We start from the raw sequence: 21,659 nt of genomic DNA, 5'->3' as shown, positions 1-21,659 counted from the left end.
GATGTACTATAAAGATTGTTTTGCCATAAGGGATGTGCTAAAATTATAAGAAGAAAACAACGGAGGTGTTTCTATGGCAAGCATAACGTTTAAAAATTTAAATAAAATATATCCCAACGGTTTTGTATCTGTCAAAGATTTCTCACTTCATATCGACGACGGAGAGTTCGTTGCCTTTCATGGCCCAAGCGGCTGCGGGAAATCTACGATTCTTAGAATGATTGGGGGACTGGAAGATATTACCTCTGGCGAGATTTATCTGGGAAATGATCTCCTTAACGATATTCTCCCCAGAGACAGGAGCCTGGCAATGGCTTTCCCGAATTATGTATTATACACACATTTTAATGTCTATGACAATATGGCATTAGGGTTAAGGCTGCGCAACCTCCCCCGGGGCGTCATTGATACACGGGTCAAAGCTGCAGCAGATTTTTTTGGTATTTCAAAAGTGATTGATAAAAAAATCCGTTCCATTTCCGAGACAGACAGGCAGAGGGTCGCACTTGGACGAGCTGTTGTATGCCATCCAAAAGTCTTGCTTGTAGATGAAGATTTTGCCAGGCAAAATGAACTTCGGCGAAAAGAAATGATTGCAGATATAAAAAAAATTAACCGTGAAATGGGGATTACCATACTTTACGTGACTAATAATTACGATGAAGCAATAACAGTTGGAACTAAAGTCGTATTCATGAAAGATGGGGAAATTACGGAGATTAGACCTTGATTTAGGACGTAACCTTTTGTAAAAGGGTTACGTCCTAAATTGATTTTTAACCTGTACCAGAATGTAAACAGACCTGTACCTATCTTTTTACAAGATAATTATAAATTTCTCTCTTTTGTACTCCTCTGTCTTTGGCAACTCTTCTCATTGCATCTTTTTTTCCTATACCAGTCGAAATATAGTAGTCCATATGTTCTTCAACAGACATCTCTTCCCATTTCTCTTTTTCTTCGCGTACTGCCTCCTGTCTGCTGCGGCCGTCAATTACAAGAACACATTCTCCCTTTGGCACATTGTTCTCATAATAAGTAATTGCATTCTCTAAGGTACTAGAAAATATTGTTTCATGACGCTTTGTGAGCTCACGGCATACCGAGATCTTTCTATCCCCCAGATGTTCTAACAGGAGCTTTAGTGTTTTAACCAGTCTATGTGGAGCCTCATATAAAACAATTGTACGAAATTCATTTTTCATTTCTTCTAAAATGAGTTCTCTTTCTTTTTTATCCGCCGGCAGAAATGCCTCAAATGCAAAACGTCTTGTGGGTAACCCAGATATAGTAAGAGCCGTGATGCATGCAGCAGCCCCTGGCAGTGAAGTTACAGGAATATGCTCTTCATAACACATTTTTACCAGTTCTTCTCCGGGATCCGATATTCCAGGTGTACCCGCATCTGTAATTAAAGCAACATCCTGGCCCTCCAATAAATCTTGAATAAGCTTTTTTCCTTTAGTAAACTTATTATGCTCATGATAACTCGTCATGGGTGTCTGAATATCAAAATGATTCAATAATTTTATACTATTCCTGGTATCCTCCGCAGCAATTAAGTCAACTTCCCTCAGAATCCTTACTGCCCGGAAAGTCATGTCCTCAAGATTTCCTATAGGTGTTGCACACAGGTATAATGTTCCTGACATAAAACCTCCTTTAGGACGTAATCTTTTTTAAAAAGGCTACGTCCCTAATTTACTTCAGACCTGTACCTTTCGTACATAATCACTGGCGGCTCAACTTTCACCCGTGATTTTCCGCCCTTTATCCCTTCTATCATAACCATGGTGGGTTCTTTATCGATATATGGATGAATAAATTGGATCCGTTTTGGCTCAATTTTATAGGTATTCATCTTTATCAGTATTTCTGCAATTCTAAAGGGTTTGTGTATCATGTAAAATCTTCCCTTACTCTCCTGAAGTAATTTTCCGCTTTCTCTGAGTATGTCATCCAGGCTGCATAGAATTTCATGCCTGGCAATACTTTTTGCATCTTGCTCATTCTGCAGGCCATGATTATCAAGCATATAGGGTGGATTTGTCACAATTACGTCAAAAAAGGCCAGCTTAAATATCTCCGCCGCCTTCTTGATATCTCCAGTGATTATCTCTATCTTTTGCTGCAGGCCATTATGCCGCACACTTCTTCTTGCCATGTCTGCACTTTCTTCTTGTATCTCCAGTCCAGTAAAATGTCCTCCCTGGCTTTTTGCTGACAAAAGAATCGGAAGAATCCCTGTCCCTGTACCCATATCCAGCACAGTTTCTCCCTTTTTAATCCTTGTAAAATCAGAAAGAAGTACAGCATCCACTCCAAAACAAAATCGTGCTGGATCTTGGATAATTTCAAGACCATTCAACTGTAAATCATCCAGCCGTTCTCCCTGTTTTAAATTAGTTATCATCCAGTTTCGAGGCTCCTTCCGACTTTTCAAGCTCTGCCAGGTTACGCATTTCTTCCTTTGAGACTCTGGCCTTTTTCCGTCTGGGCCGGAATTTCAGTTCCTCCGCCCTATACTCTCTGATTTCTTTCTCATCATTTTCAAGAGTTACAACAACTTTTACCAATTTCCTCAAAACACTCAATGAGTGGACATTTCCCGTCAAACCTTCTGAGGTAGTGACTGTATCCCCTACAGACGGCAGCTGGCTGTTCAGTTCCTCATATGTTTCTTCTTCATTTGTCAGACAGCACATAAGCCTTCCGCAAACTCCTGATATCTTTGTTGGATTCAGGGATAGATTCTGTTCTTTAGCCATTTTAATGGACACTGCGGCAAACTCAGACAGATACGTGCTGCAGCAGAGAGGCCTTCCACATATGCCTATTCCGCCTCTGATCTTAGTCTCATCCCTCACCCCAATCTGCCTTAGTTCAATCCTGGTACGGAAAACAGAAGCCAGGTCTTTTACCAACTCTCTGAAATCAATCCGCCCATCTGCTGTAAAATAGAAAAGTACCTTGTTATTATCAAAAGTATACTCTGCATCGATCAGCTTCATCTCCAGGCCATGCTTACGTATTTTCTCTAAGCATATTTTAAATGCTTCCTTTTCCTTCTCCCTGTTCTTCTCCTCTGTCTGGTGATCCTGATCCGTAGCAATCCGTATAACAGATTTAAGGGGTTGTACCACTTCTTCATCCTTTACTTCTTTCGGCCCGCTGACCACGCGGCCAAACTCAATCCCCCGTGCAGTTTCTACAATCACATGCTCCCCTTTTGTAATATTAAACTTCCCAGGAGCAAAGAAATAAATCTTTCCTGCTGTGCGGAATCTTACTCCTATTACCTTTATCATTCTATTAATTCTCCTTTATTGTCAACAACAACAGTTCCATGGCTAAATCAAAATTAACATTTGCCTTCAGTCTGGATTTTACTTTTTCAAGAGCATCCAAAATAATCTCAATACCTTCGTATGAGCTTTTACTTGCACGCTCCTTAATATATTTGAGCTGATCTGAAAAGACAACCCTGTCTACATTCTTCGTAGCTTTGTAAATAAGTACATCCCTATACCAGATAGCCATAATATCCAAGTAATCATTAATCCCAAGTTTATAAGAAACGCATTTCTTTACCGCCTCAGCCAAGTCACTGACATCCATTTCATTAATATTCCTCAATAAATGGACTGCTTCTTCTTTAATTTCATTAAAATTCTCTGAGGTGGCAAGCATGATTGCCTTTCCCATGTTTCCCTGTGCAAATGCAACGCAGACATCAGCCTTATAATCAGGTATCTGCATCTGTTCCATTAAGTATTTCTTCACAAGCTGGTCTTTAATATTACGCAGCTTAAGCATGACACATCTGGAACGGATCGTAGGGAGCAAGGTTTCAGCATTCTCTGTCAAAAGCAGAATAACGGCATATTTAGGCGGCTCCTCTATAGTCTTTAGTATGGCATTCTGTGCCTGTACCGTCATCATATCTGCATCTGCAATTATATAAATTTTATACTTACTGCTGTATGGCTTTATAACGATATCATTATTTACCTGCTCCCGTATATCGTCTATACTTACTGTATTTGGTTTTTCATGTGATACCTTGATGATATCCGGCTGATTATTATTCACCGCCTGCTTGCAGGACTGGCACTTGCCGCAGGCATCGCCGTCATCTTCTCTTTCCTGGCACTGCAGGCTCATGGCAAATAAATTGGCCAAAAGTTTCTTACCAGAACCTTTTTCTCCATTTAAGATATAAGCATGGGAAACTTTGTCCATCTTTACTGCATTCTCTATATACTGAATAATGTTATTATGTCCAACTACATCTTTAAATCCGCTCATACTATCACCTGCTGCCTCTCTGCCCTTCCCTGTAAACTTCTGTTTATATTTTACTACATGTATCTTACAAGGTTGTGAACTATTCATTAAGTATATCATAATTTTCCATGAAGATATAGCCTATAAATATTGGTTTTTCCAGGCTTTTTTACTCTATCTCAGAAAATAAAATGCCCGGAGCATCTGGAATTATTTTATTATTTTCATATTCGAAAATTTGCCGGCCCTGTGAAAGATATCTCTTAACTTTATAAAAGCTGGGGTATATATTTTATCACAATGGACATGCTATAGCGAGGTGATCTTATGGCTTCTTATGTAGCTCCTGAATTACAGGACAAATTCGAGTCTTTACCAATTAATTTAAAAAACTGTATCCTGGACAAAAATGTTCAGCTCAGAAATATCCACGACCTGATCCATGTCCTGGAGGATATAGTGGCAGAAGGAGAGACAGAGTAACCCTGTCTCTCCTTCCTTTCCCATATCTGCCCGATTGGTATTACTCAAACCCCTGGATATACCTTCTAATTTTATCCAGGCATTCATCAACAGAAGTATTCTGAAACCGCTTTGTTACTCCTGCTTCCCGTAAATTTTCTTCCGAAAAGTCTTCCTCATCAGCAAGAAACCTTCTACATAATTCAGCATATTTAGGATCACTCTGAAGCCTTTCCCTGTGCAGTGCTCTTTGAAGCCTCTCTCCATCTTCCACTTCAATATATATTGGGACTAGTCTATTGTTCCCAAAATATCTGCACATGGCTTGATATGACTGCAAGGTTCCGATTACAATATAATCATAATTTTTCAGGTCTATCTGACCGTCATCAGCAGTAAAATACTTCCATATCCCGCATTTTGTATTATATGCTCTTACTTCAATAACACGTCCCTTTTTCTCAAGGTCTGCCAGTGCCAGTTCATCCACAAAATAATATTCTGTACCATTGGTCTCCCCATCCCGGATTGGCCTTGTAGTATACAATATAATAGTTTTATAATTTAACTCCTGGGTAAGTCTCTTAAAAATAGTATCTTTCCCGGAAGAGCTCTTACCCATAATATAAAAAATCTTACCCATCACATAATACCTCTGTTTTGCCTTTGTTTTTCAATCCCTCTATAGAAAATCCCGCTGCCCTGTAATTCTGTAAGAGCTGCTTTGCTTCTTTTGATATTCTCTCGCCCGGCACTATGAGAGGTATCCCAGGCGGATACACATACGCATACTCCGTACAAATCCGTCCTACACACTCCTCCCAGCAAACCTCTTCTGTTGTAATTCTAAAATCTCCTTTTAACATATCGTCAAGCTGAGCCGGTGTATATACCTGCTGGAGTTCAGGAAGTGCAAACGATACGCCACATTCCTCTATATTTTTATGCAAATGACTGTCAATTTCCTGCATAGCGCCCACAAACCGTTTCATTCCATCTGCAGTATCACATATTGATGTCATTGCGAGGACATAAGTACCTGATGCCATTTCCATCTGTAGATGATACTCTTTTAACAGCCTGTGATACAAATCCCGGCCATTAATATTTGTCCCAGCTGTGGAAATTACAATCTTAGAACGGTCATAACACCTTGTCTCAGCGATACTTAAAAATCTCAGTTGGCCAAGTTCCTCCCTGGCTTCCTTTAATATACGGATATATGGGTCAAAATATTTTTCACGATTATCATTTAACATCTGGATACATTCATCCATGGCTGCCATAAATATATAGGAGGGACTGCTTGTCTGCAGCATATGGAGATATTTCCGTATTTCCCTTCTATCTGCCAGATTTCCATTCATATGGATAAGGGCTGTCTGTGTCAGTGACGGCAGTGTTTTGTGGAGGCTGTGGATTACAACATCTGCTCCCAGTATATTAGAGTTTTTTGGAAAATATGGATGAAACCCCAGATGAGCCCCATGGGCCTCGTCCACAATCACAGGAATCCCTTTGGTATGTGCTATATAGGTAATTCCCTGAATATCAGAAATTACGCCGTCATAAGTGGGAGATGTAATTACGACAGCTTTCACATCAGGATTTTTCTCCAGAATATCCGCTATATCTTCTATTTTTATTTCTCCATTAAGTCCCTTTTCTTCATAAAAATCAGGATATATATATATAGGCTCCAAGCTATTTAACAATACAGCATGGTATACAGACTTATGGCAGTTTCTGGAGATTAATATCTTATCTCCCCTTTTTGTACACCCCATAATAGCGCTCAAAATTCCTGCCGTACTACCATTTACCAGGTAAGATGTCTCATCAGCCCCATATACGCTGGCCGCCCTTTCCTGTGCCTTCTTTAAAATTCCCTCTGCATGGTGCAGGTCATCAAAACCTTCAATTTCGGTAATATCTATATGATATGGCAGCTTAATTCCCATCATACTACCATTTCTTTTATGTCCTGGCATATGAAATCCGTAATAATCAGTCCGGCTATATTGATCTAGTATATCATACAAAGTCTCCACTATATTCCCCCATCAAATCTTACATTATATACCAAATACATCCTACCGTACATGCCCTCGGGGGAAAATACTACAGCCAACAATATATTCCCCTAAAGGACGATCCTTATAATATGCCCTTACAAGCAAACAGATCCTGTCCAATAACATATATTTGACTATTCTATTATAAAATATATTTGCCACAAAATATACATAAAAATACCGTAGGCCCAATAAGTTAATAATTAGTCCTACGATATCCTATCATATATATCCTCTACACATATTCCTTACTTAACTTTTCTGCCGGACAAAATATCCAGAGAAATATTAAAAACATTGGCAATCGCTATAGCTGTGAGTAAATTAGGGAGCCTACTGCCGTTTTCATAATTAGATAAGGCCTGCCGTGTTATAAATAATCTTTTTGCAAGCTGCTCCTGCGTCATTCCACTGTTTTTTCTTAATATACGAATGTTCTCGCTAATATTAGATGTCATAATACCATATCCTTTCTTACTTTATATATGGTATCATTTAAATAAGAGTTTGTAAACATTCTGTCGCAATTTTATTTTCTACTATATTCCTTATAAACCAAAAATATTAGAAAGTCATCTTTAGCATATATCTAATAAAACTGTTTCTAATTACATTTAAATTTTTACATTTCTGCCGACTAACTCATCCAAAGTAACTTGAAAAAAATCTGCAATTAAAATAGCCATTGCCAAGCTAGGGGTACGTCCTCCATTTTCATAACTGGACAGAGCTGAGCGCGTCACATATAATTTGTCTGCCAACTGCTGTTGTGTCATTCCTTTAGCAACTCTGAAACGGCGTATATTTTTGCCAATGTTATTTTCCATAATACCAAATCCTTTCCTGTAAAGATATTAGCACTATATGGCAAGATTTGTAAACATTCCGTCGCATCATACTATAAATTTTTTTGTATACTAAACTTTAAAATTATAAAACTTCTATATCTGTTAATATAAAAGTTCTGCCTCTCAGAATCAACCACGTAATCTTAGCTGTAAATCCAGGTTCAATCCACACAAAAAACTTTTTATAAAAAACTATTACCCCCATTAGATTTTAATTCTCTATTTTTTACCAAAAATTAAAAACGCTGAAACCCGTCTATAAATAGGGAATCAGCGTAAATTAAAAAATGCCCAGAGCCGGAATCGAACCAGCGACACGAGGATTTTCAGTCCTCTGCTCTACCAACTGAGCTATCTGGGCATATACACATCTTCTTTCATCTCCATGTGCTCCCTCAAGAACTTTGTTCTTTCAGTTATGGCATTATTGCCTATATCCACAAATAATTCTGCTTGTTTAAGCAAGCTTAAAAGCCAAATCTATCTGTTTATGCACACTCTGAATTACCACGTGTAAATTGCGGGGGCAGGATTTGAACCTACGACCTTCGGGTTATGAGCCCGACGAGCTTCCAGACTGCTCCACCCCGCGATATTAAATTAATTATCTCTTTCTGAGATAAAGCCGATGATCGGACTCGAACCGATAACCTGCTGATTACAAATCAGCTGCTCTGCCAATTGAGCCACATCGGCTAGTTATGAGCACTTAACAACTATTCTTTAATTGCTTATGTGCCATACATACCGACACCCTTAGTGAACATATTCACAAATTTAGCAGCCGGTACGTTCCGACTTCACCATCGGAATGGATGGAGAAGGATTCGAACCTTCGAAGGCGTTGCCAACAGATTTACAGTCTGCCCCCTTTGGCCACTCGGGAATCCATCCATATTTTAGTAAGTGGGACCTATAGGGCTCGAACCTATGACCCTCTGCTTGTAAGGCAGATGCTCTCCCAGCTGAGCTAAGATCCCACAAACGACCCAGAAGAGACTCGAACTCTCGACCTCCGCCGTGACAGGGCGGCGCTCTAACCAACTGAGCCACTGGGCCTTATTCATAAGGTATATACCCTAAAAACTGCATACAAAGTAACGCACACCCTTCCCTACTGCCTTCCTTGGTTATGCCCTCGACCTATTAGTAGCAGCCAGCTCCATGTGTTGCCACACTTCCACCCCTGCCCTATCTACCTCGTCGTCTTCAAGGGGTCTTACCAACTTTGCGTCATGGGACATCTTATCTTGGGGGGGGCTTCACGCTTAGATGCCTTCAGCGTTTATCCCTTCCCGGCTTGGCTGCCCTGCTATGCCCTTGGCAGGGCAACAGGTGCACCAGCGGCCAGTCCATCCCGGTCCTCTCGTACTAAGGACAGCTCCCCTCAGATATCCTACGCCCGCGCCGGATAGGGACCGAACTGTCTCACGACGTTCTGAACCCAGCTCGCGTACCGCTTTAATGGGCGAACAGCCCAACCCTTGGGACCTACTCCAGCCCCAGGATGCGATGAGCCGACATCGAGGTGCCAAACCACTCCGTCGATGTGAACTCTTGGGAGTGATAAGCCTGTTATCCCCAGGGTAGCTTTTATCCGTTGAGCGATGGCAATCCCACTTTATACCACCGGATCACTAAGTCCTACTTTCGTACCTGCCCCACCCGTCGGTGTCGCAGTCAAGCCCCCTTATGCCTTTGCACTCTGCGGATGGTTTCCAACCATCCTGAGGGGACCTTTGAGCGCCTCCGATACCCTTTCGGAGGCGACCGCCCCAGTCAAACTCCCCGCCTGGCATTGTCCCCCAGCCGGTTCACGGCTGTTGGTTAGAAACCCAATACTGCAAGGGTGGTATCCCAACAATGGCTCCCCTGCGGCTGGCGCCGCAGGCTCTTCGCCTCCCACCTATCCTGTACATGCAATACCGGATCCCAGTGCCAAGCTGGAGTAAAGCTCCATGGGGTCTTTCCGTCCTGGCGCGGGTAACCAGCATCTTCACTGGTATTTCAATTTCACCGGGTGCATTGTTGAGACAGTGCCCAAATCATTACGCCTTTCGTGCGGGTCGGAACTTACCCGACAAGGAATTTCGCTACCTTAGGACCGTTATAGTTACGGCCGCCGTTTACTGGGGCTTAAGTTCAAAGCTTCGCTTGCGCTAACCTCTCCCCTTAACCTTCCAGCACCGGGCAGGCGTCAGCCCATATACCTCACCTTGCGGTTTTGCATAGACCTGTGTTTTTGCTAAACAGTTGCTTGGGCCAATTCTCTGCGGCCTGGGCCTCCCCAGGCACCCCTTCTCCCTAAGTTACGGGGCCATTTTGCCGAGTTCCTTAACAATGCTTCTCCCGTCGGCCTTAGGATCCTCTCCTCATCCACCTGTGTCGGTTTACGGTACGGGCATGCCATGAGCCATAGCGGCTTTTCTTGGCAGCCGGCCTGCACGCTTCGCTACTCTCTCTTCGCTCCGCCTCACGCCTTTGGCTTGCGCGCCGGTTTTTCCTTGCGCGCGCCTCCTGCGCTTGCCCCGGGTTCTCCTCCCCCGGGTCGTGCCCCGCCGCCTGCGTCCCCACAGTTCTGTCATGGCATGGTACAGGAATTTCTGCCTGTTGTCCATCGGCTACGCCTCCCGGCCTCGCCTTAGGCCCCGACTTACCCAGGGCAGATCAGCTTTACCCTGGAATCCTTGGATATTCGGCCGGAAGGATTCCCACCTTCCTCTCGCTACTCATTCCGGCATTCTCCCTTCTTAACGCTCCACCAACCCTTCCGGCCTGGCTTCGCCGCCTTAAGAATGCTCCCCTACCGGCTGAATCTCTTCAGCCCCTGGGCTTCGGCAGTGTGTTTGAGCCCCGGACATTTTCGGCGCAGGGCCTCTCGGCTAGTGAGCTATTACGCACTCTTTTAATGCATGGCTGCTTCTGAGCCAACATCCTAGCTGTCTTCGAAACCCCACATCCTTTCCCACTTAACACACATTTTGGGGCCTTAGCCGCAGGTCTGGGCTCTTTCCCTCTTGACTGCCCAACTTATCTCGGGCAGTCTGACTCCCTGGCACCGTCTACGCGGCATTCGGAGTTTGATATTCTTCGGTAAGCTTTGACGCCCCCTAGGAAATTCAGTGCTCTACCTCCGCAAGACTTGCCTGGGGCTAGCCCTAAAGCTATTTCGGGGAGAACCAGCTATCTCCGGGTTCGATTGGAATTTCTCCCCTATCCACGCCTCATCCCCACCCTTTTCAACGGATGTGGGTTCGGCCCTCCACCGCCTTTTACGGCGGCTTCAGCCTGGGCATGGATAGATCACCCGGTTTCGGGTCTGCGTCGGCCGACTCTGGCGCCCTATTCAGGCTCGGTTTCCCTTCGGCTCCGCGCTCCTCGCGCTTAACCTCGCCAGCCGCCGCAACTCGCCGGACCGTTCTACAAAAAGTACGCGGTCGCGCCTCCTGTGCGCTCCCACAGCTTGTAGACATATGGTTTCAGGTTCTCTTTCACTCCCCTCCCGGGGTCCTTTTCACCTTTCCTTCACAGTACTATGCGCTATCGGTCACTAAGTAGTATTTAGCCTTACGGGGTGGTCCCCGCTCATTCCCACAGGGTTCCTCGTGTCCCGTGGTACTCTGGATCCCGCCTTGCCGGCCTGCTTTTCGCTTACGGGGCCTTCACCCTCTCTGGCTGGCTTTCCCAAAGCCATTCTGCTAAGCTCGTCGGTCATCTTTGCGGTCCGAACCCCGGAGCGCTCGCGCCCCGGTTTGGACTCTTCCCATTTCGCTCGCCGCTACTCTGGGAATCACTGTTGTTTTCTCTTCCTCCGGCTACTTAGATGTTTCAGTTCGCCGGGTTCCCTTCCCTGGCTTATGGATTGGGCCAGGGATACTGGGGGGCTCCCCCAGTGGGTTTCCCCATTCAGACACCTCCGGATCGCAGGGTATTTGCCCCTCCCCGGAGCTTTTCGCAGCTTATCGCGTCTTTCATCGGCTCTTAGTGCCTAGGCATCCGCCATATGCCCTTATCAGCATAACCACCCCCGCCGTGGGACTCCCACGGCCACTCATGCCTAGCGTGGCATGGGTTGGCATTAGGTCAATTTTTTTTACGCCTGTTTTCTTCAGGACTCCCATGCCCCTTCGGGCATGGCCTCGGATGTCTTGATATCTTCTTTGTCTATCTTCTCTTACTTTGTATGCAGTTTTCAAGGTACATTCCTGGCTGCTTTATCAGCCACCACGCCCCAGGATCTTTCCTGGGCCCTGGTCGCTGGTAAACACTGCCCCTCTTTTTTTTATTTGGCGGCCACCTGCTCTCCCACACCGTCGCCAGTGCAGTACCATCGGCCGCTTGGGCCTTAACCATCGTGTTCGGGATGGGTACGGGTGTTGCCCCCAAGCGCATCGCCGCCAAAATGCCTCGTTATTAAGCTTCCTCCTTGCCTTGCCCCCCGCTTGACCCGGCCCTGCCCCGCCAAGCGCTCTGCTTAATAACTGAACAATAGACAACGGCCCTCTACTTCTCTCGTCCTTAGAAAGGAGGTGATCCAGCCGCACCTTCCGATACGGCTACCTTGTTACGACTTCACCCCAGTTACCGGCCCCGCCTTCGGCAGCTCCCCCCTTCCGGTTGGGTCACTGACTTCGGGCGTTGCCAACTCCCATGGTGTGACGGGCGGTGTGTACAAGACCCGGGAACGTATTCACCGCGGCATTCTGATCCGCGATTACTAGCGATTCCAGCTTCATGTAGCCGGGTTGCAGGCTACAATCCGAACTGGGACGTTATTTTTGGGGTTTGCTCCGCCTCGCGGCCTCGCCTCCCTTTGTTTACGCCATTGTAGCACGTGTGTAGCCCTGCCCATAAGGGGCATGATGATTTGACGTCATCCCCACCTTCCTCCAGGTTCTCCCTGGCAGTCCCCCTAGAGTGCCCACCTTTTTTGTGCTGGCTACTAAGGGTAAGGGTTGCGCTCGTTGCGGGACTTAACCCAACATCTCACGACACGAGCTGACGACAACCATGCACCACCTGTCTCGGATGCTCCGAAGAGAAGGCGACATTGCTCGCCGGCCATCCGGATGTCAAGGGCAGGTAAGGTTCTTCGCGTTGCTTCGAATTAAACCACATGCTCCACCGCTTGTGCGGGTCCCCGTCAATTCCTTTGAGTTTCATTCTTGCGAACGTACTCCCCAGGTGGACTACTTATTGCGTTGGCTGCGGCACCGGGCAGCTTTGCTCCCCGACACCTAGTAGTCATCGTTTACGGCGTGGACTACCAGGGTATCTAATCCTGTTTGCTCCCCACGCTTTCGAGCCTCAACGTCAGTTACCGTCCAGTAAGCCGCCTTCGCCACTGGTGTTCCTCCTAATATCTACGCATTTCACCGCTACACTAGGAATTCCGCTTACCTCTCCGGCACTCCAGGCCCGCAGTTTCCAATGCACTCCCGGGGTTGGGCCCCGGGTTTTCACATCAGACTTGCTGGCCCGTCTACGCTCCCTTTACACCCAGTAAATCCGGATAACGCTTGCCCCCTACGTATTACCGCGGCTGCTGGCACGTAGTTAGCCGGGGCTTCTTAGTCAGGTACCGTCATTTTCTTCCCTGCTGATAGAAGTTTACGTACCGAAATACTTCATCCTTCACGCGGCGTCGCTGCATCAGGGTTCCCCCCATTGTGCAATATTCCCCACTGCTGCCTCCCGTAGGAGTTTGGGCCGTGTCTCAGTCCCAATGTGGCCGTCCGCCCTCTCAGGCCGGCTACTGATCGTCGCCTTGGTGGGCCGTTGCCCCGCCAACTAGCTAATCAGACGCGGGCCCATCCCATACCACCGGAGTTTTTGCCGCTGCGGCATGCGCCGCCGCGGCCTTATGCGGTATTAGCAGCCATTTCTGGCTGTTATCCCCCGGTATGGGGCAGGTTGCCCACGCGTTACTCACCCGTCCGCCGCTAAGACACCGCGCCCTTCCCCCGTGGGTTCCGTGCGCGGCGCTCCGCTCGACTTGCATGTGTTAAGCACGCCGCCAGCGTTCATCCTGAGCCAGGATCAAACTCTCGTTATAAGCGTCTGCATCCAGTCCAGAATTAACTCCAGCTAATTCTTTCCCGTTTACTTTTCCCACTGGGCCTCCCCAGTGGTGGGTGCATCTCTCGATGCTGTCCTTCTGAATTTCTCTCTTCTGAAATTTTCAAGGTCTGTTGTCTATTGTTCAGTTATCAAGGTCCTTTTTGTCATTTACTGTCTCTCACGAGTCAGCCTAAACATAATATCATTTATTTCCCATATTTGTCAATAGTTTTTTTACAATTTTTCAACTTTTTCCAAACTTGGTTTTTACATACTATATTTAGTAGACAAATCGATATCATCCCACAATACTCCACCTTACATGGAAAAACTACTGGTGATACCAGTAGTTCTGGAAAATATCGAAACGGAGAAAGAGGGATTTGAACCCTCGCGCCGGTTTCCCGACCTACACCCTTAGCAGGGGCGCCTCTTCAGCCTCTTGAGTATTTCTCCTGATTCTGAATACGACTGCAAATCAATCATAATCCGCAGCTTATATCTAATTATACACCAATAGTGCAAAAATTATTATACTAAACGGAATCTATAATGTCAACAATAATCTTTAATATTTTTCAACTACTTGTGTAGGATTACAATACACGTGTTACAACTGAATAATTAAAAACGAGAATTACCTCTCTTTGTGATATATTTGAATCACCACAACCCAAAAAACATAAAGGAGTATCCTCCCATGGCAAGTATGACACGAGATATGAGATATCGTCTATCACTTATTCATTATGGAGAACGTTATGGCGTATCCAACGCCGCAAGAAAAGCGGCACTCCTATCTGGATCTTATTTTACATTTTCTTCAATTGTATTTTGTATCTTTTCCTGCACCAATGCCGCAATTTCTGTTGTTTTCATGTTTTTATATTCTTCATAATATAATGGCTTTAAAAAATGCACTTGCACGCTAACTTTATTGATGGTATTCGTATCAAAAGGTTTAAAAGAATCTATCAGCGCTACGGGGACAATAGGGCATTTTGCTTTAGTAGCAGATTTAAAGCTGCCTCCTTTAAATTCTCCTATTTTATTCCCATTTTTAGATCTTGTCCCTTCTGCAAAAATTAGATAGTTTCTTCCATTTTTTACTTCATTTGATACATCCATAATTACCTGCATTGCCTGCCGTATATTTTCCCGGTCTAATAAATAGGCTTTCATACAGGCAAATACTTGTTTTAAAAATGGAATATTTCCTATATCTTTTTTTGCTACAACTGAAAATGGCTTCGGGCATGCCTCAAGAATTGCAAGTACATCATATAAGCCTTGATGATTCGGAAAAAACATAAAGCCATTCTCCTGAGGTATATTTTCAACGCCATGAGTAATAATCCGCACATTCCCACCTTTATTTGCACGAAGTACAATAAATTTAAGTAAATCATACTGCTGCTTTTCAGTATATTTCTCTGTATGGGATGCATGGTAACACAAGCGGCACCACATAAAAGGAACTAATATAATATTTCTAAAAACCATCAGTAATATACGCTTCATCACGTTTTCCTCTCAATAAAATTATTTTAAATATGCATCTGTACTAAAAGATATGCATAATGAGTCCACTGGATATAACAGTCCACACTTTTTATATTTCCCGATTATATTCTTTAATTGCAGTCTCATATAAGTTATTTCCTTGACTGTCAACTACAACAATTACAGGTAATTTTTCAACTGTAAGCCTGCGGATAGCTTCAGTCCCTAAATCATTATAAACGATAACTTCAGAACTTGTGATACATTTTGATAGTAAAGCACCTGCTCCTCCAACGGCTGCAAAATAAACAGAATCATTTCTGACAATTGCATCAATGACTTCTTTACTCCTTTTTCCTTTGCCAATCATAGCGCCAAGGCCTAAGTCTAAAAAACGTGGGGTATATTTATCCATCCGGCTGGCAGTTGTAGGTCCCGCAGAACCTATAGGACGCCCTTCACGTGCAGGGGAGGGACCCATGTAATAAATAATCTGGTCCTTTAAATTAATAGGAAGGGTTTTCCCTTCTTCCAAAATTTCATACATTCTCTTATGTGCAGCATCCCGTGCCGTATAAATAGTTCCTGTAATATAAACATAATCTCCTGAATGAAGGGATTTTGTAATTTCTTTAGTAATAGGGGTTGTAATATACTTGTCCATAACGTATCCTTTCTCAATGATTTATCAGAATATTCTGAAAATGAAAAACAAAGGGGACAGTCCCCTTTGCAAAAGGGACAGTCCCCCTTTGCTCAGATCTCTCTCTCTATATGTCTGTTCACATGGCAGCAAATGTTTACCCCCACAGGTAATCCTGCAATATGTGTGGGGTAAGTATTGATATGGACAGCTAATGCTGTTATTGTTCCGCCAAGGCCGCCTGGCCCAATTCCTAGTTTATTAATTTTCTCTAACAGTTCTTTTTCTAATTCATTTACATATGGAATGTCAGAATGAGTACCTACTTCTCTAGTCAAAGCTTCTTTTGCCATTATAGCACATTTTTCAAATGTTCCTCCGACACCTACTCCTACAACCATAGGAGGACAGGCATTCGGCCCCGCATCTCTCACAGCAGTCAGAACTGCTTGTTTTACCCCCTCTATTCCTTCTGCCGGCTTTAGCATAAATACCCGGCTCATATTTTCACTTCCGAATCCTTTCGGCGCTACTTTAATCTTTACTTTATCCCCCTCAACTATTTTTGTATGAATAACCGCTGGTGTATTATCTTTTGTATTTTCCCTATCGATAGGATCTCTGACCACAGACTTTCTTAAATATCCCTCTATATATCCACGGCGGACACCTTCATTGACTGCATCTTCTAGAGATCCTCCTTCTAAATGCACATCCTGCCCAATATCCAAAAAAATTACTGCCATTCCTGTATCCTGACAAATTGGTATTGTTTCAGATGCTGCAATCTCCAAGTTTTCCTGGAGTTGAGCTAATATTTGCTTCCCTAATAAAGCTTCTTCCTTTTTTGCAGCTTCTCCCATAGCTTTCTTCATATCTGATGACAAAAAATAATTTGCTTCTATACACATCTCTTTTATATTTTCTGTAATTTTTTCAACATTAATTGTCCGAATCATAATATATAATGTTTTTCCTTTCCATGGCTTTTAACTTTTCAATTGTTTTTGTCTTTTTATAAAATCTGACTTTCTTACTTTCCTTTTGCCATTTTTTATAGTATAACCTTATTAAACGCAGTCGCCCGTCCGAAGGGCATGTATTTAGGGGGCCCTTTAAGTATACTTATTGAACATTAGTAATTCAATAAGATATATAAAAATATACAAATATTCATCATAAAACAATTATCATAATTTATAGAAAATGCAATAAAAATCTCCAATTTTTGATAAAAGAGCATGATTCCAGAAAAAAAACACAGTTGCAACTCAAAGTTGCTAATGTGCATTTCAAGAAATATAGAATATGACAACGTGGCTTGATAGAATTTGTTTATCAAATCACAGGAGGTATTACGCAATGAGTTTAGGTAAAAAGATTTTTAAGTTAAGAAAAGAAAAAGGGTTATCACAAGAGGCTTTAGCTGAGCAAGTCGGAACTACAAGACAAGCTATTAGCAAATGGGAAAATAATCAAGGGTTTCCAGAAACGGAAAAACTTTTGCTATTATCAAATATCTTTGAAGTGTCTACTGATTTTTTATTAAAAGATGAAAAGGCTATGCAAGTTGACGAAGAACATGGATATTATGTTAGTAAAGAAATGGCAAAGGGATTTATAGCTAATCAGAAAAAACTGTGTTGTTATATTAGCGTTGGGGCTATGTTTATTGTTTTAGCCGGTATACCATATACAATGTTCCATGATAATACTGTTTGGCGTTACTTAGGAATGGCAATTTGTTTTGCAGTTGGAATTATATCTTTTGTTATAGGAATGTTTTCTGAAAAACAAGAATATAACATTTTGACACAAGAACCCTTGTTGTTTGATTATGAATATATGAAAGAACTGACAAAGGAATATAATTCAAGAAAGAAAAAATATGTAATTGTTGCTATTCCTTGTACGGTTCTATTTATTGTATGCTTACTAACTTTTGCCTTAACTAAAAGAGGTTACCTTTTATGGTCAGAATATCATGCCCTTGTATTCCTTGGTCTTGCTGTCGGAATATTAGGTTTTATGTATTCACTTGGTGTTATCGAAACATATGAATTGCTAGTGAAGAATGATGAATATTCTAAAAGGTTCTTTTTTAAGCTAAGAAGAAAAATCAGAAAGAAAGTTGAAAAGATATAGTTTTTCTATAAGATATTTCCATATCCTTACACACAGCAATTAGTCTTTATAATTAACTGCTTTTAAAAAAAGACACCATTTTGGTGTCAATGATGTCTTGATAGTGTTATTTTATAGTCATATCAAAGCTCGTTCAATGGTGGTAAATTTGTGGTAAAATGAGTGCTTCGCTATACTTCAAAATGCTTGAAAGTATAGTATTTATGCGGATATTTAAAAATTAGATATATATAATTCAATATAGTTAAAATAAATGGGGGAAAGCAAATGGAAAGTAGAAAAAAACTAAACACAGATTTTTATACTGAAATTGATATAAAAGAGCTCCAAAAAGACGCTGTTGAAATTTTTCATTCAGGATTTGCCTGTTCTGAAGCTGTCATTTACGCTATACGCAAGCATTTTCAACTAGATTTATCAGACGATGCTATTGCCATGAGCTCAGGGTTCCCATGGGGCCTGGGTGGCGGAGGCTGTATCTGCGGTGCTCTTGCCGGTGGAACAATGATCTTGGGTTACTTTTTTGGACGTACTATCCCTGGTGATCCTCAAATTAAAGAGTGCTTTAAATTAAGCCAGGAACTACATGAATATTTTACTAATTCCTTTGGCGCCTCCTGCTGCCGTATACTTACCAGGGGGAAAGAAAAAAATTCTCCCGAACGCAAAGCACAGTGCACTAAATTTGTTTCAGAAACAGTAAAGAAAACTGCAGAAATTATTTTAAGGGAATATTCTGCAAAAAAAGAATGAAACCATAGATAATAGTCCTAAAATATTCACTGCATGATTTTACTCGTTTTACCTTATTGAACATTAGCAGTTCAATCAGTATATTTAAATTGAGTAAGGTATCAAAAGCCTTTATTGAAGTTTATGTATGGCACAATACACAAGAACTGGCAATGAGAGCAGCTTTGGCACAATAGAGATGAGACTTAAATTTGGGGGACTGCAAATTTTGCAGTCCCCCAAATTTTATCTTCATGTTTAAGCCAATTGATTGCATCCTAACTCAATCCCTTCCAGGTACACGTTCAACTGACATTATAAAATACTATTTAACTGCCTTCCTCATCTTCAGAGATTTCTACCTTCTCCCCGTCAATTTCTGCCGAGGCCTTCCTCACTTTTGCGACACTTGCTACAGTTTCATTCTCAGGAAGATTTATAAGCTTAACACCTGATGTGACACGTCCTAAGACAGAAATATCTGAGCACTCCATCCTGATAATGATTCCTTCTGTATTTATAATCATAATCTCATTATCCTCATCTACGGCCTTCATGCCCACTACATTCCCGGTCTTTTCAGTTATCTTATAACATTTTACACCTTTACCGCCTCTATTCTGTCTCGTAAATTCATCTAGATCGGTCCTTTTTCCCATGCCCTTTTCTGAGACAATCAATAGTTCTGCTCCCTGGGTGTTCATCTGCATAGCAATAACCTTATCCCTGTCGCTTAAATTCATACCGCGGACTCCCATGGAGGTTCTGCCCGTGGCCCTTACATCCTGTTCATTAAACCGGATACACTGGCCATATTTCGTTACTAAAATAATATCTTTTTCATTATCAGTTATCTTAACTTCTATAAGCTTATCATCTTCACGGAGAGTAATCGCAGCAAGTCCTGTCTTTCTCACATTTGCATAGTCCCTGATTGGAGTTTTCTTCACAAGGCCTTTTTCCGTTGCCATAAACAGATATTCTCCATCTGAATACTCCTGAATTGGAATGATGGCTGTAATTTTTTCATCCGGCATTAGCTGAAGAAGGTTGATTATAGCTGTTCCTCTTGCAGTCCTGCTGGCCTCCGGGATTTCATAACCTTTCAGACGGTAAACCCGGCCCGTATTAGTAAAAAACATAATATAATGATGAGTCGTAGTTATAAAAAGTTCTTCGATATAATCATCATCGAGAGTCTGCATACCTTTGATACCTTTACCGCCTCTGTTCTGGCTTTTAAATGTATCCATTGTCATCCTCTTAATATAACCAAGCTTAGTCATCGTAATGACTACATTTTCTCTGGGAATTAAATCTTCCATAGATATATCAAATTCATCAAATCCGATAGAAGTCCTTCTTTCATCACCGTATTTTTCAGCAATAATAAGTATCTCTTCCTTGATAACACCAAGAAGCAATTTTCTGTCAGCAAGAATAGCTTTTAATTCTCCTATTTTTTTCATCAGCTCTTCATACTCATTCTCCAGTTTTTCTCTTTCCAAACCGGTAAGAGCACGTAAACGCATATCTACAATAGCCTGTGACTGTACTTCAGATAAATCAAATCTGGCCATCAATTCTTCTTTGGCTATCTGTACATTCTTTGAGCCTCGTATAATTTTAATTACTTCATCAATATGATCCAAAGCAATCAGCAGACCCTGCAAAATATGTGCGCGTTCTTCGGCCTTGTTTAACTCATACTTTGTCCTTCTTGTCACAACCTCTTCCTGATGCTTTAAATAATGCTTCAGCATCTCAAGAATATTCATAATTTTGGGCTGATTGTTGACAAGTGCAAGCATAATAACGCCAAATGTATCCTGAAGCTGTGTATGCTTATAAAGTTGGTTTAAGATAACATTTGGATTAACATCACGGCGCAGTTCAATACAGATTCTCATACCTTCGCGGTTTGACTGGTCACTTAAATCTGTAATTCCATCTATCTTCTTGTCTCTCACAAGCTCTGCCATTTTTTCTATTAGCCTGGCTTTATTTACCATATATGGAAGCTCCGTCACTATAATCCGGTTCTTCCCATTATCCATAGGCTCAATATTAGTAATTGCACGGACTCTTATTTTTCCACGCCCTGTCCTGTAGGCCTCTTCAATCCCTCTTGTACCTAATATTTCTGCCCCAGTAGGAAAATCCGGCCCTTTTATTACCCTGAGGATATCTTCAATTGTAGTCTCACCATTATCATCAATCTGGTCATCAATGATTTTTACTACAGCATGAATGATTTCTTTTAAATTATGAGGAGGGATATTCGTGGCCATACCAACGGCAATGCCTGAAGTCCCGTTTACCAAAAGATTCGGGAATCTGGCTGGAAGTACAGACGGTTCTTTTTCTGTCTCATCAAAGTTAGGGACAAAATCAACTGTATCTTTGTTAATATCAGCCGTCATTTCCATAGAGATTTTACTCAGGCGTGCCTCTGTATATCTCATGGCAGCCGCCCCGTCACCATCAACAGAACCAAAGTTTCCATGTCCATCTACAAGAGGATATCTGGTGGACCACTCCTGTGCCAAATTTACAAGCGCCCCATAAATAGAACTGTCACCGTGGGGATGATACTTACCCATTGTATCTCCTACGATACGTGCACATTTACGGTGAGGTTTATCCGGCCCATTATTTAGTTCAATCATAGAATATAAAATTCTTCTCTGAACTGGTTTTAAACCATCCCTTACGTCGGGAAGCGCCCTGGCTGCAATAACACTCATAGCATAGTCGATATAGGAGGTTTCCATAGTCTTTTTCAAATCGACTTCATGGACTTTATCAAAAATATTATCTTCCATTTTCTTTCCTTTCTTAAATAGATCCTGCTCATTCCTGGTACAAACCATTTATTTAACTGCTTTATGTCATTTTGTATAC

General features: G+C 42.4%; 16 protein-coding genes, 7 tRNA genes and 3 rRNA genes. 4 read left to right on the top strand and 22 right to left on the bottom strand.

What is annotated here, in order from left to right; translation table 11 throughout:
* Nucleotides 1–73: 73 nt before the first annotated feature.
* Nucleotides 74–730 carry an ABC transporter ATP-binding protein gene (locus EFA47_RS18440; RefSeq protein WP_122644654.1) on the top strand — a complete coding sequence of 219 codons (657 nt, stop codon included), beginning with the start codon at nt 74–76 and terminating at the stop codon, nt 728–730.
* Nucleotides 731–809: 79 nt separating this feature from the next.
* Here EFA47_RS18440 and rsmI read toward each other — a convergent pair whose 3' ends face one another.
* From rsmI to EFA47_RS18420, 4 genes are read right to left on the bottom strand one after another with little or no spacing between them, the layout of a single operon-like run.
* The gene (gene rsmI, locus EFA47_RS18435; protein WP_122644653.1) at nt 810–1,652 is read right to left on the bottom strand and encodes a 16S rRNA (cytidine(1402)-2'-O)-methyltransferase; all 843 of its coding nucleotides are present in this window, start codon (nt 1,650–1,652) and stop codon (nt 810–812) included.
* A gap of 44 nt (nt 1,653–1,696) precedes the next feature.
* Nucleotides 1,697–2,413 carry a tRNA1(Val) (adenine(37)-N6)-methyltransferase gene (locus EFA47_RS18430; RefSeq protein ID WP_122644652.1) on the bottom strand — a complete coding sequence of 239 codons (717 nt, stop codon included), beginning with the start codon at nt 2,411–2,413 and terminating at the stop codon, nt 1,697–1,699.
* A complete protein-coding gene (locus tag EFA47_RS18425; RefSeq protein WP_122644651.1) occupies nt 2,403–3,308 on the bottom strand; it encodes a PSP1 domain-containing protein in 906 nt (301 codons plus the stop codon). The genes EFA47_RS18430 and EFA47_RS18425 overlap by 11 nt, the downstream gene beginning before the upstream one ends.
* 4 nt (nt 3,309–3,312) lie before the next feature.
* A complete protein-coding gene (locus EFA47_RS18420) occupies nt 3,313–4,308 on the bottom strand; it encodes a DNA polymerase III subunit (RefSeq protein ID WP_122644650.1) in 996 nt (331 codons plus the stop codon).
* A 306-nt stretch (nt 4,309–4,614) separates the two neighbouring features.
* Here EFA47_RS18420 and EFA47_RS20000 point away from each other — a divergent pair, with 306 nt between their 5' ends.
* Nucleotides 4,615–4,770, top strand: a complete 156-nt coding sequence (locus tag EFA47_RS20000; RefSeq protein WP_164690066.1) for a hypothetical protein — start codon at nt 4,615–4,617, stop codon at nt 4,768–4,770.
* Between the two features lie 40 nt (nt 4,771–4,810).
* Here EFA47_RS20000 and EFA47_RS18415 read toward each other — a convergent pair whose 3' ends face one another.
* The 17 genes from EFA47_RS18415 to EFA47_RS18330 form a co-directional block, all read right to left on the bottom strand.
* Nucleotides 4,811–5,392, bottom strand: a complete 582-nt coding sequence (locus EFA47_RS18415) for a nucleoside/nucleotide kinase family protein (RefSeq protein WP_122644649.1) — start codon at nt 5,390–5,392, stop codon at nt 4,811–4,813.
* Nucleotides 5,385–6,800, bottom strand: a complete 1,416-nt coding sequence (locus tag EFA47_RS18410; RefSeq protein ID WP_122644648.1) for an aminotransferase class I/II-fold pyridoxal phosphate-dependent enzyme — start codon at nt 6,798–6,800, stop codon at nt 5,385–5,387. The genes EFA47_RS18415 and EFA47_RS18410 overlap by 8 nt, the downstream gene beginning before the upstream one ends.
* A gap of 272 nt (nt 6,801–7,072) precedes the next feature.
* Nucleotides 7,073–7,282 carry a helix-turn-helix transcriptional regulator gene (locus EFA47_RS18405; RefSeq protein WP_122644647.1) on the bottom strand — a complete coding sequence of 70 codons (210 nt, stop codon included), beginning with the start codon at nt 7,280–7,282 and terminating at the stop codon, nt 7,073–7,075.
* 156 nt (nt 7,283–7,438) lie between these two features.
* Complete coding sequence (locus EFA47_RS18400; RefSeq protein WP_122644646.1) at nt 7,439–7,651, bottom strand: helix-turn-helix transcriptional regulator; 213 nt, start codon at nt 7,649–7,651, stop codon at nt 7,439–7,441.
* A 309-nt stretch (nt 7,652–7,960) separates the two neighbouring features.
* Nucleotides 7,961–8,033: transfer RNA gene (locus EFA47_RS18395), tRNA-Phe, on the bottom strand.
* A 157-nt stretch (nt 8,034–8,190) separates the two neighbouring features.
* A tRNA-Met gene (locus tag EFA47_RS18390) sits at nt 8,191–8,264 on the bottom strand.
* A gap of 31 nt (nt 8,265–8,295) precedes the next feature.
* Nucleotides 8,296–8,368, bottom strand: a tRNA-Thr gene (locus EFA47_RS18385).
* A 116-nt stretch (nt 8,369–8,484) separates the two neighbouring features.
* Nucleotides 8,485–8,566: transfer RNA gene (locus tag EFA47_RS18380), tRNA-Tyr, on the bottom strand.
* Nucleotides 8,567–8,579: 13 nt separating this feature from the next.
* Nucleotides 8,580–8,652 (bottom strand) — tRNA-Val (locus EFA47_RS18375).
* Between the two features lie 5 nt (nt 8,653–8,657).
* Nucleotides 8,658–8,731, bottom strand: a tRNA-Asp gene (locus EFA47_RS18370).
* 67 nt (nt 8,732–8,798) lie between these two features.
* A 23S ribosomal RNA gene (locus EFA47_RS18365) occupies nt 8,799–11,695 on the bottom strand.
* 261 nt (nt 11,696–11,956) lie between these two features.
* Nucleotides 11,957–12,074, bottom strand: a 5S ribosomal RNA gene (gene rrf, locus EFA47_RS18360).
* A 120-nt stretch (nt 12,075–12,194) separates the two neighbouring features.
* Nucleotides 12,195–13,727 (bottom strand): 16S ribosomal RNA (locus EFA47_RS18355).
* The 16S, 23S and 5S rRNA genes sit together here with 7 tRNA genes alongside, the layout of an rRNA operon.
* Before the next feature lie 373 nt (nt 13,728–14,100).
* Nucleotides 14,101–14,188, bottom strand: a tRNA-Ser gene (locus EFA47_RS18350).
* A gap of 351 nt (nt 14,189–14,539) precedes the next feature.
* A complete protein-coding gene (locus EFA47_RS18340) occupies nt 14,540–15,253 on the bottom strand; it encodes a lysophospholipid acyltransferase family protein (protein ID WP_122644644.1) in 714 nt (237 codons plus the stop codon).
* Between the two features lie 91 nt (nt 15,254–15,344).
* Nucleotides 15,345–15,899: a Fe-S-containing hydro-lyase gene (locus EFA47_RS18335; RefSeq protein ID WP_122644643.1), complete on the bottom strand. Its 555-nt coding sequence runs from the start codon at nt 15,897–15,899 to the stop codon at nt 15,345–15,347.
* A gap of 92 nt (nt 15,900–15,991) precedes the next feature.
* Entirely contained in the window at nt 15,992–16,837 is an 846-nt protein-coding gene (locus EFA47_RS18330; protein WP_122644642.1) for a fumarate hydratase, read from the bottom strand.
* A gap of 403 nt (nt 16,838–17,240) precedes the next feature.
* On the opposite strand from EFA47_RS18330, the gene EFA47_RS18325 reads away from it, so the two are divergent.
* Nucleotides 17,241–18,023: a helix-turn-helix domain-containing protein gene (locus EFA47_RS18325; protein ID WP_122644641.1), complete on the top strand. Its 783-nt coding sequence runs from the start codon at nt 17,241–17,243 to the stop codon at nt 18,021–18,023.
* 267 nt (nt 18,024–18,290) lie between these two features.
* Nucleotides 18,291–18,776, top strand: coding sequence for a C-GCAxxG-C-C family (seleno)protein (locus EFA47_RS18320; protein WP_122644640.1), 486 nt, complete (start codon nt 18,291–18,293; stop codon nt 18,774–18,776).
* Between the two features lie 308 nt (nt 18,777–19,084).
* Here the strand turns inward: EFA47_RS18320 and gyrA are convergent, their stop codons facing one another.
* The gene (gyrA, locus tag EFA47_RS18315) at nt 19,085–21,580 is read right to left on the bottom strand and encodes a DNA gyrase subunit A (RefSeq protein WP_122644853.1); all 2,496 of its coding nucleotides are present in this window, start codon (nt 21,578–21,580) and stop codon (nt 19,085–19,087) included.
* Nucleotides 21,581–21,659: the final 79 nt, after the last annotated feature.

Source organism: Luxibacter massiliensis (assembly GCF_900604355.1).
In the GTDB taxonomy this organism is placed as follows: domain Bacteria; phylum Bacillota; class Clostridia; order Lachnospirales; family Lachnospiraceae; genus Luxibacter; species Luxibacter massiliensis.
This window is presented reverse-complemented; position numbering and strand designations above follow the sequence as displayed.